General features: G+C 37.1%; 10 protein-coding genes. 4 read left to right on the top strand and 6 right to left on the bottom strand.

Annotated features, from left to right (window positions below):
• Nucleotides 1–75 precede the first annotated feature (75 nt).
• Nucleotides 76–1101 (bottom strand): ABC transporter permease, encoded by a 1026-nt coding sequence (locus SFT90_00505; protein MDX1948965.1) that lies wholly within the window; start codon nt 1099–1101, stop codon nt 76–78.
• Nucleotides 1102–1227: 126 nt separating this feature from the next.
• Nucleotides 1228–1785, bottom strand: coding sequence for a CDP-diacylglycerol--glycerol-3-phosphate 3-phosphatidyltransferase (gene pgsA, locus SFT90_00500; GenBank protein ID MDX1948964.1), 558 nt, complete (start codon nt 1783–1785; stop codon nt 1228–1230).
• A gap of 73 nt (nt 1786–1858) precedes the next feature.
• Here pgsA and SFT90_00495 point away from each other — a divergent pair, with 73 nt between their 5' ends.
• Nucleotides 1859–2551, top strand: a complete 693-nt coding sequence (locus SFT90_00495) for a Tim44/TimA family putative adaptor protein (protein MDX1948963.1) — start codon at nt 1859–1861, stop codon at nt 2549–2551.
• Nucleotides 2552–2567: 16 nt separating this feature from the next.
• The gene (locus SFT90_00490; protein MDX1948962.1) at nt 2568–3653 is read left to right on the top strand and encodes an MltA domain-containing protein; all 1086 of its coding nucleotides are present in this window, start codon (nt 2568–2570) and stop codon (nt 3651–3653) included.
• 265 nt (nt 3654–3918) lie between these two features.
• Here SFT90_00490 and groL read toward each other — a convergent pair whose 3' ends face one another.
• Nucleotides 3919–5571, bottom strand: coding sequence for a chaperonin GroEL (gene groL / locus SFT90_00485; protein MDX1948961.1), 1653 nt, complete (start codon nt 5569–5571; stop codon nt 3919–3921).
• A gap of 93 nt (nt 5572–5664) precedes the next feature.
• Entirely contained in the window at nt 5665–5970 is a 306-nt protein-coding gene (groES, locus tag SFT90_00480) for a co-chaperone GroES (protein ID MDX1948960.1), read from the bottom strand.
• A 311-nt stretch (nt 5971–6281) separates the two neighbouring features.
• On the opposite strand from groES, the gene rpsL reads away from it, so the two are divergent.
• Both rpsL and rpsG read left to right on the top strand, forming a co-directional pair.
• Nucleotides 6282–6653: a 30S ribosomal protein S12 gene (gene rpsL / locus SFT90_00475; GenBank protein MDX1948959.1), complete on the top strand. Its 372-nt coding sequence runs from the start codon at nt 6282–6284 to the stop codon at nt 6651–6653.
• 23 nt (nt 6654–6676) lie between these two features.
• The gene (gene rpsG / locus SFT90_00470; protein ID MDX1948958.1) at nt 6677–7147 is read left to right on the top strand and encodes a 30S ribosomal protein S7; all 471 of its coding nucleotides are present in this window, start codon (nt 6677–6679) and stop codon (nt 7145–7147) included.
• Nucleotides 7148–7241: 94 nt separating this feature from the next.
• Here rpsG and glyA read toward each other — a convergent pair whose 3' ends face one another.
• Nucleotides 7242–8558 carry a serine hydroxymethyltransferase gene (glyA, locus tag SFT90_00465; GenBank protein ID MDX1948957.1) on the bottom strand — a complete coding sequence of 439 codons (1317 nt, stop codon included), beginning with the start codon at nt 8556–8558 and terminating at the stop codon, nt 7242–7244.
• Between the two features lie 270 nt (nt 8559–8828).
• Nucleotides 8829–9725: amidophosphoribosyltransferase (locus SFT90_00460; protein ID MDX1948956.1), on the bottom strand; the 897-nt coding region annotated here is incomplete at its 5' end.

Here is a 9725-nt window from a genome sequence, read left to right as displayed (position 1 = left end):
CTTTACGCCACATCAAAGAAATTATGCCTTATTTTGCATTTTATGGCAAGGGCTTTGTTTGAATTTCAAGTAAATCTACTTTCTAAAAACTTTGTTTGGGGCGAGGGCATCGCGGGCGGCTTCACCTGTAAAAACAAGCAGGGAAAGCATTATGGATACAATCACAAAACCGGTAATTCCAAGCCATGGGGCTTGCAGATTTTGTTTAGCTTGTGAGAGAATTTCACCAAGTGATGGATATTCGGCTGGCAAGCCAAACCCAAGAAAATCAAGCGATGTAAGGGTTGTAATTGCAGCACTAACCACAAAAGGCATTTTTGTAACCGTTGTGACTAAAGAATTTGGCAAAATATGAGTGAAAATCAGCCTTGGCGTTTTAACCCCTAGAGCCTTTGCAGCGGTTACATATTCAAAATTTCGCACTTTCAAAACCTCCGCACGCACTGCACCAACCATTCCAGTCCATTTGAACATTAACACAATAAAAATTAGCATTATAAAATTTATCTCAAAAACACTCGCAACAATTATCAGCACAAGTAAATTTGGAATACTATCCCAAAGTTCGCGAAATCTTTCCATCACAAGGTCAAACCAGCCAGCAATATAACCCTGCAACGCACCAATAAAAATACCAATTAGTGAGCTTAAAATTGTAAGGATTAAACCAAAAACTACTGAGATTCTAAAGCCATAAATTGTCATCGCAAGAATATCTCTGCCTCTATCATCAGTGCCGAGCAGATTTTCTTTATCAGGCGGTGCTGGGTGGTTTGCCTGCCTTGCGTAATTTATAGTGTTGTAACTAAATTTTATTGGTGGCCAAATTGCCCAACCTTTTTTGGATAAATCTTCTAGAAAAAACTGGTCTTTATAATCGGCTTCTGTTTCAAAAACTCCACCAAACTCAGTTTCAGGATATGAGAAAAAAATTGGCAAATAATATTTATCATCAAATTTAAGTAAAATCGGTTTATCATTTGCAATAAATTCTGCAAAAAAACTTAAGAAAAGCAAAAGACAAAAAAGCAGGAAAGAATAATAACCCCTTTTGGTTTTCTTAAAATTTTCTAACCTTATTTTATTTATTTCTGACAGCATTTTTTATTTTATTTTCCTAGTCATTCCCGCGAAGGCGGGAATCCAGCCCAGCCAAAATAAATCTTCCAATCCAAGAAGAGAAATTTTGATTGTTTGCTGGATACCTGCCTTCGCAGGTATGACTCACTAAATTAAACCTTTATCTTTAGCTACTTTGAAGTAAAGCCAGCCAGTGTAAATTGTAAGACCAAATGCAAACCACAACGCCGCTGCACCTAAAATATATAATAACAAAAACTCCTCAGAGCCGCCAACCGCAAGCAATATAATCATTGCCGTCATTTGAGCCCCTGTTTTCCATTTAGCAAGTTTTGTAACTGGAATTTCACTTGCGGTTTTCGCAACAAATTCACGAAGCCCAGATATAAAAACCTCACGGCACATTATTCCAATTGTTGGAATAAGCAAAATATGGCTTTCATCTTTATCCAAAAACAATGCAAGAGCCGTAATTACAATAAGTTTATCGGCGATAGGATCCATCAGTTCACCAAGTTTTGATTGCACATTCCACTTGCGAGAAAGGTATCCATCTAAATAATCAGTTAGGCAAGCAATAATAAAAATTGTAGTGGTTACATATTTAATTCCATCTTCCACAAGAAAGAATAAAACCATAAAAGGTATGGCAAGAATACGCCCAAAAGTGAGGTAATTTGGCAAGTTTTCCTTAAAACTACTCATTATTAATTATAGATTAGTTGTAAATAATATTGTAATATCTATATTAATATTGAAATAATGTAAATTACATAAAATGGAAGCAACTTACGGAGATATAATCTTTTTTGCATTAGTCGCAGCTTTTATAGCATTTAGGCTATTTAGCGTGCTTGGTAAAAAAGATAGTGATGATCAGATTCAAGAAATTATCCGCAAGCACGAGCAAGCAAGTGCGGGTGTTACGCCTGAGGCATCTGCCAAAAAAGCTCCTGCCCAGATTATTTTGAACAGCAAAGATAAGAAAGAAGATCCTGAAATTATTGATGAAGTTACTTACAGCGATATAACTAAACAAAATCTCGCCGAAATTTCATCTAAAGATGCAAATTTCAAAGTTAATAATTTCGTTTATGGTGCAAAACTTGCCTTTGAGATGGTGTTTAAGGCTTATTCTACTAATGATAGAGAAACTTTAAAAAATTTACTAGCTGGCAATTTATTTGAAACTATTACCCAAAAATTAAATTCAAACCTCACAGAGGGCAAAAGGGAAGAAAGGAATATTGTTTCTATTGATGCCAAAGAAATCACCTCAGCGAGCCTAAACAATAATATTGCAAGGGTAAGGCTTAAGGTTTTATCTGAGCAAATTAACCTTGTGAAAAATGAAGCAGGTGAGCTAATTTCAGGCAATCCAACTCAAATTGAGATTGTTGAAGATGAGTGGGAATTTGAAAGAAATATAAAATCCCTCAGCCCTAACTGGCTAATTGTTTCTTTGTCATAATTTTCTTCTTATCTAAATGAAAGTTTTTACCACTTTTTTCGCTCTATTATTCCTCTTACTATCGCTAGTTTCTTGTGAGTTTGGCGTGCCCATCATTAAGAAAAAGAAGGAATATCGCCAAGTTGGTTTTCAATCTCTAAATGGTTGGAAGCATGGGAATATAGTGCTTGGACATAGGGCTTTTCTTGCGACTTGTGAAAATTTACAAAATAACAAATTTCCAAATAACGCATTATTTAGAGAAAATAAAAGTCTATGGCTTGCTAAGTGTGATTTAGCGAAGAAATATCAGAATAATCCCAAAGCATTTTTTGAACAAAATTTTACGCCATATTTAGTTGAAGGAGAAAACGGATATAATGGCACTTTTACTGGTTATTATGAGATTGAACTTAGCGGAAGCAGAACCCCATCTGAAAGATTTAGATATCCAATTTATGGCTTGCCAACTGATAAATCACTTCAAAATAAATCTCGTGCCGAAATTGAAGCGGGTGCATTGAAAGGTAAAGCACCAATTTTAGGTTATGCTGAAAGCAAGGGCAGGCTTTATTTTATGCAAATTCAAGGCACTGGTAGAATTATTGAACCAAATGGAAATATTATCCACTTTGGTTATGCGGGCAATAATGGCTATCAATATAAATCATTTGCAACCGATGTAATAGAACAAGGTTTAATTAGAAGAGATGAACTTAGTGCAACCAAAATGATGGAATGGATTGATAGAAACCCCCAAATTTCCTTCAAAGAACTTAATAAAAATCCTAGATTTATATTTTTTGAATATCGCAATAACAGCCCAAGAGGCTCACTTGGCGTGGATTTAACACCAATGGGAAGTATTGCGGTTGATCCTGAATTTATACCACTTGGTTCACCAGTTTGGGTTGAAACAACTTACCCACCAGTTGGCATTAAAGATTTACCTAGAAATCTAACCTTCCTAGTTAATGCACAAGATACAGGTGCTGCAATTAAGGGGGCTGTGCGTGCTGATATATTCTTTGGTAGTGGTGAATTTGCTGAAAAAGTTTCCAGCGGAATGAAACAACAAGGAAGATATTTCGTTCTAATTCCTAAGGAGTTAAGAGTGGACTAGTGTTTCTTGGAAACTTGAAACTAGAATTGAATTTCGTTATTGTGAATGAGATTTCGTGAGTAAAGCAATCTTGAGAGATAAAAACCATGAGATTATTTCATTCGCTAAATCTCATACACAATGACTAATAAAGAATTATTCAATAAAAAAAGGGGCTGGAAAAGCCCCTTTGTAGTTTATAGTTATATGAGTTTTTAGAGTTCAGTATCTAGAGTTCAGTTTTTTTAATTTACTGAACTCTGACAACTAAAATCTGGCAACTAGGTTAGAATCCACCCATGCCACCCATACCACCCATTCCGCCCATGCCACCCATATCTGGTGCAGAATCTTTCTTATCTTCTGGAAGGTCAGCAACTAGAGCTTCAGTAGTTACAATCAAACCTGCGATTGAAGCCGCATCTTGAAGGGCTGTGCGAACAACTTTAGCTGGGTCAATGATTCCTTTTGCGAAAGCATCAACATATTCAAGGTTTTGAGCATCAAATATTTCAGTTTTGCTTTTCGCTTCTTTAACTTTACCAGCAACAACCGCGCCATCAAAACCAGCATTCTGTGCAATCTGACGGATTGGAGCTTCTAAAGCTCTACGAACGATATTTATACCAGCGCGCTGAGCTTCGTTAATTGCTTCAAGTTTTTCTAAAGATTGAGCTGCACGAAGTAAAGTTGCACCACCACCTGGAACAATACCTTCTTCAACTGCTGCACGAGTTGCGTTAAGAGCATCATCAACTCTGTCTCTGCGTTCTTTAACTTCAACTTCAGTTGCACCACCAACACGGATAACCGCAACACCACCAGCAATTTTCGCTAGGCGTTCTTGAAGTTTCTCACGATCATAATCAGAAGTAGTTTTCTCAATTTCTTTTCTGATTTGATTAGCACGAGCTTCAATAGTTTTCTTCTCACCAGCACCGCCAACGATTGTTGTGTTGTCTTTGTCAACGCTGATTTTCTTAGCTTTACCTAAATCTTGAAGGGTAGTATTTTCAAGTTTATCACCGATTTCTTCGCTGATAACGCGACCACCAGTTACTATTGCAATATCTTCAAGCATTGCTTTTCTTCTGTCGCCAAAACCTGGGGCTTTAACAGCACAAACTTTTAAGCCACCACGAAGTTTATTAACAACTAAAGTTGCTAACGCTTCTCCTTCAACATCTTCAGCTATAATAAGAAGTGGGCGACCATTTTGAGCAATCGGCTCTAATATTGGAAGAAGTGGTTGCAGGCTTGAAAGTTTTTTATCGTAAATTAACACGAATGCATCTTCAAGGTCAGCAATCATTTTATCACCATTAGTGATGAAATATGGAGAAAGGAAGCCTCTATCAAATTGTAAGCCTTCAACTATATCAAGTTCAAACTCAAGTGATTTGCCTTCTTCAACTGTGATAACGCCTTCTTTGCCAACTCTTTCCATAGCTTCAGCAAGCTTTTCACCAATTTCTGTATCACCATTTGCAGAGATAGTTCCAACTTGAGCAATCTCATTTTTATTAGCAACTGGTCTTGCAGATTTTTTGATGAATTCAATCGCTTGAGTAACAGCTAAATCAATACCACGCTTAACATCCATTGGGTTTAAGCCAGCAGCAACCGCCTTAGAACCTTCATGAGCAATCGCTTGTGCAAGAACGGTTGAAGTTGTAGTGCCATCACCTGCAACATCATTAGTTTTGCTTGCAACTTCACGAATTAATTGCGCACCCATATTTTCAAACTTATCAGAAAGCTCAATTTCTTTCGCAACAGTTACACCATCTTTAGTAATTCTTGGTGCACCAAAAGATTTTGCAATAACAACATTTCTGCCTTTTGGCCCTAAAGTTACTTTTACTGCATTTGCTAATTTATCAACGCCAAGCAGGAATTTTTCCCTAGCTTTAGCACCATATTCTACTTGTTTTGCCATTTTATTCTCCTTTTTATTAGTGATTAGTATCAGTGCTAGTGCCAGTGGGCTAGTATCACTATTACTGATACTGACCACTGATACTAGAAAAAGTTATGCTGCCTTCTTATCTTCAAGAATCGCTAAAATATCAGACTCTTTCATGATTAAATATTCTTTTCCATCGTGAGATACTTCTGTTCCACCCCATTTAGCGAAAAGAACTACATCGCCTTTTTTAACATCAAGCGGAATTCTTTTTTCGCCGTCTTCGTCCCAAGTGCCGTTGCCAACTGCAACAACTTTACCTTTGGTAGGTTTTTCTTTTGCATTATCCGGAATGATAATTCCGCCTGCAGTTTTTTGTTCCTGCTCTAAGCGTTCAACCAAAATTCTATCGTGAAGTGGTCTTATTGCCATAATAGCCTCCTATATTATTGAATTATAAAGTTAAAATTAATTTGCTTAAATTATATAAGAAACAAAATCTCAGTTTCAAGTAGTGCAAATAAAAAAATTGAAACATTAGCATTTTCAAAGATTTGCTGGATTATATAGCAGTTTAATTTTATTATGGAAGCCCTAATTGGTTGATGGTTTTTAAGATTTAAGTTTCAAAAGCATTTTAGCTATCAACTATCAACCAGCTACCATCAACCAATTTTTATCTTGACTTATAGAATTTGATGTATAAGAAACTTCTTCCTAATAAAGAGAAAATATAATTTTTTATGCCAACTATTAACCAATTAATTAGAAAGCCAAGAACTGAAAAGCCAGTTCGTAACAAGGTTCCAGCACTTGAAGCTAATCCGCAAAAGCGTGGTGTTTGCACTCGTGTTTACACAACTACTCCTAAAAAACCAAACTCTGCACTTCGTAAAGTTGCTCGTGTTAGATTATCCAACGGGTTTGAAGTTACTGCTTACATTCCAGGTGAAGGACACAATTTGCAAGAACACTCTGTGGTTCTTATCCGTGGTGGAAGGGTAAAAGATTTACCAGGTGTGCGTTATCACATCGTTCGTGGTTCTCTTGATACTCAAGGCGTTAAAGATAGAAAACAACAGCGTTCTAAATACGGCGCGAAGAAACCTAAATAATTAACTATTAAAAATTAATTCATATGTCTAGAAGGCACAGTGCAACAGCAAGAAAAGTTTTACCAGATGCAAAATTTGGTAATGTAGTAGTTACAAAATTCATCAATTCACTAATGTATGATGGCAAGAAATCAGTTTCTGAAAGCATTGTATATAATGCATTTGATACAATTTCTAAAAAAACTAAGAGAGACCCTCTTGAAGTTTTCCAAGAAGCTCTTGAGAATTTGAAGCCACAGCTTGAAGTTCGTTCTCGTAGGGTTGGTGGTGCAACTTACCAAGTTCCAGTTGAAGTTCGCCCAGCTCGCGCACAAGCAGTTGCTTTAAGATGGCTTGTTAATGCGGCTCGCTCTCGTAAAGAAAAAGAGATGGAAGAAAGAGTTGCTAATGAACTTTTAGATATTCTTAACAAGCGTGGTATAGCAATGAAAAAGCGTGAAGATACCCACAAAATGGCTGAATCTAACAAAGCTTTCGCTCACTTCAGATGGTAAGATTTTTCTTCTGAAGTTAGAGATAAAAAATTTAAGGGCTGGTTTTCCAGCCCTTTTTATTGAATTAAATGAAAAACTGAACTCCTAAATTTAACTAAAAACAGCTAGCATAAATCGGAAATTTAGCGCAGAGGGCTTGAACTTTTGCCTTAACTACTTTTTCAGTTTCGCTGTTATTCTCTGGGTTTTTAGCTAAGCCATCAAATACATCACCAATAAGGTTTCCAATCTCTTCAAACTCCTTCAAACCAAAGCCACGCGTTGTTCCCGCTGGAGTTCCCAAACGAACGCCAGATGTAACAAAAGGGGGTTGCGGATCAAACGGAATAGCGTTTTTATTACAAGTTAAACCTGCTCTTTCTAAAGATTCTTCTGCCGCTTTACCAGTTAGATTTTTCGGGCGTAAATCGCAAAGAACAATGTGATTATCTGTGCCACCTGAAACTATATTCAGCCCACGCTTAATTAGCGTAGAAGCTAAAATTCTAGCATTAGCAATAACTTGTTTTGCATAATTTTTGAACTCTGGTGTGTTATCTTCCGCAAAGCAAACGGCTTTTGCAGCAATCACGTGAACAAGTGGCCCGCCCTGAATACCAGGGAAAATCGCTGAATTAATTGCATTACTGAGTAAAATATCGTTACCTTTCGCAGTTTTACCAACTTTCTTTTCTGGGAAGTTAGAGAGGATAATTCCACCTCTTGGGCCTCTTAAAGTTTTGTGAGTAGTTGAAGTTACAACATCAGCATATGGAAGTGGTGAAGGATATTCACCAGCTGCCACCAAACCTGCAATATGCGCCATATCCACAAGGAAATATGCGCCAACAGAATCAGCAATTTTGCGAAGCCTCGCCCAATCTACAACTCTTGGATAAGCAGAGAAACCGCCAATTAGAAGTTTTGGCTTATGCTTTTGTGCAAGCTCTTCAATCTCTTCATAGCTTAGTAAACCATCAGCTTCACGCACACCATACTGCACAGAGTTAAACCATTTACCAGATTGATTCGGTGCTGCCCCATGAGTTAAATGCCCACCTGCTGCAAGTGATTGCCCAAGGATAGTATCACCCGGTTTGATGAGTGCAGTAAACACCGCCTGATTTGCTTGTGAGCCTGAATTTGGCTGAACATTCGCATATTTTGCACCGAATAAAGCACAAGCCCTATCAATAGCTAATTGTTCAACTTTATCAGCATATTCACAACCGCCATAATATCTTTTCGCTGGATAGCCTTCCGCATATTTATTTGTGAAAACTGAGCCTTGTGCTGTCATCACCGCACGAGAAGCAATGTTTTCAGAGGCTATAAGCTCAATCTGATTTTGCTGGCGAGAAAGCTCGCCATCAATAGCTGCTTTGAGTTCTTTATCTGTTTCGGCGTAACTAGCGGTAAAAAATTTTGACATAGGGTTAATCGTTGATGGTTAATGGTTTATGGTTTAATACACAAAAACTAAAAACCATCAACTAGAAACTATGATGTTTATAGCGTGAAAGTGTTTACTATACATTTTATACAATAAACTGCAAATTGTCACCCCGCATTTATTGCGGGGTTAATGGCTGGAAGTGTTTTTAAGTCTAATTTTTGAGCGTGTTTTACATTTAACCCCGCAATAAATGCGGGGTGACACTATAGAGGAAAAACACAAAAATTATTTATAAATTTTCTAAAATCAAACCCCAGCCAATTTATCTTTGAGTTCCACAGGATATTCACCACTAAAGCAAGCATCACAATATTGTGGGTTTTTACTATCTCTTTTAGTATCAGCAACGGCTTTATATAATGAATCTAAACTTAAATAAGCAAGGCTATCAGCATTGATGAATTTGCAGATCTCCTCATTATTCATTTGAGAAGCAAGGAGTTTATCTTTTGAGGGTGTATCTATCCCAAAAAAGCAGGAATCCGTTGTTGCAGGGCTTGCGATACGCATATGAACTTCCTTTGCACCCGCCGCACGCACCATATCAACAATTTTCCTAGAAGTAGTGCCACGCACGATGCTATCATCAATTAAAATTACTGATTTCCCTTCAATTACAGCTCTGTTTGCATTATGTTTCAGCTTAACACCTAAATGCCTGATGCTTTCAGTTGGCTCAATAAAAGTTCTGCCAACATAGTGATTTCTGATGATTCCTAGCTCAAATTTACAGCCTGATTCTTCCGCATAACCAATCGCTGAGGCAACGCCTGAATCAGGCACTGGCACAACAATATCCGCCTTTACTGGAGAGATTTTTGCGAGTTCCGCACCCATTCTTTTTCTAACCGCATAAACATCTTTATTTTCAATTTGGCTATCTGGTCTTGAAAAATATACAAATTCAAAAATACAAAATTTTGATGAAGTTTTTTCAAACGGAAAAATAGAAGTTACGCATTCCGCAAATGGTTTATTTTGGTGAAGTTTTTTCTTATCAATTACAATCATTTCACCTTCTTTCACATCTCTAATATGTTCCCCGCCTATAATATCAAAAGCACAAGTTTCAGATGCAAACATATAAGAATCCCCAACTTTGCCAAACATCAAAGGCCTTATTCCATTAGGGTCTCTAACGCC

This window comes from Rickettsiales bacterium (assembly GCA_033762595.1).
In the GTDB taxonomy this organism is placed as follows: Bacteria; Pseudomonadota; Alphaproteobacteria; order Rickettsiales; family UBA8987; genus JANPLD01.
The sequence above is the reverse complement of the archived record's forward strand: the minus strand, read 5'-3'. Positions and strand labels throughout refer to the sequence as shown.

Bases quoted from the DNA above. Each gene is read 5' to 3' on its own strand.
- SFT90_00505 (MDX1948965.1), bottom strand. From the start codon at position 1,101: ATGCTGTCAGAAATAAATAAAATAAGGTTAGAAAATTTTAAGAAAACC.
- pgsA (MDX1948964.1), bottom strand. From the start codon at position 1,785: ATGAGTAGTTTTAAGGAAAACTTGCCAAATTACCTCACTTTTGGGCGT.
- SFT90_00495 (MDX1948963.1), top strand. From the start codon at position 1,859: ATGGAAGCAACTTACGGAGATATAATCTTTTTTGCATTAGTCGCAGCT.
- SFT90_00490 (MDX1948962.1), top strand. From the start codon at position 2,568: ATGAAAGTTTTTACCACTTTTTTCGCTCTATTATTCCTCTTACTATCG.
- groL (MDX1948961.1), bottom strand. From the start codon at position 5,571: ATGGCAAAACAAGTAGAATATGGTGCTAAAGCTAGGGAAAAATTCCTG.
- groES (MDX1948960.1), bottom strand. From the start codon at position 5,970: ATGGCAATAAGACCACTTCACGATAGAATTTTGGTTGAACGCTTAGAG.
- rpsL (MDX1948959.1), top strand. From the start codon at position 6,282: ATGCCAACTATTAACCAATTAATTAGAAAGCCAAGAACTGAAAAGCCA.
- rpsG (MDX1948958.1), top strand. From the start codon at position 6,677: ATGTCTAGAAGGCACAGTGCAACAGCAAGAAAAGTTTTACCAGATGCA.
- glyA (MDX1948957.1), bottom strand. From the start codon at position 8,558: ATGTCAAAATTTTTTACCGCTAGTTACGCCGAAACAGATAAAGAACTC.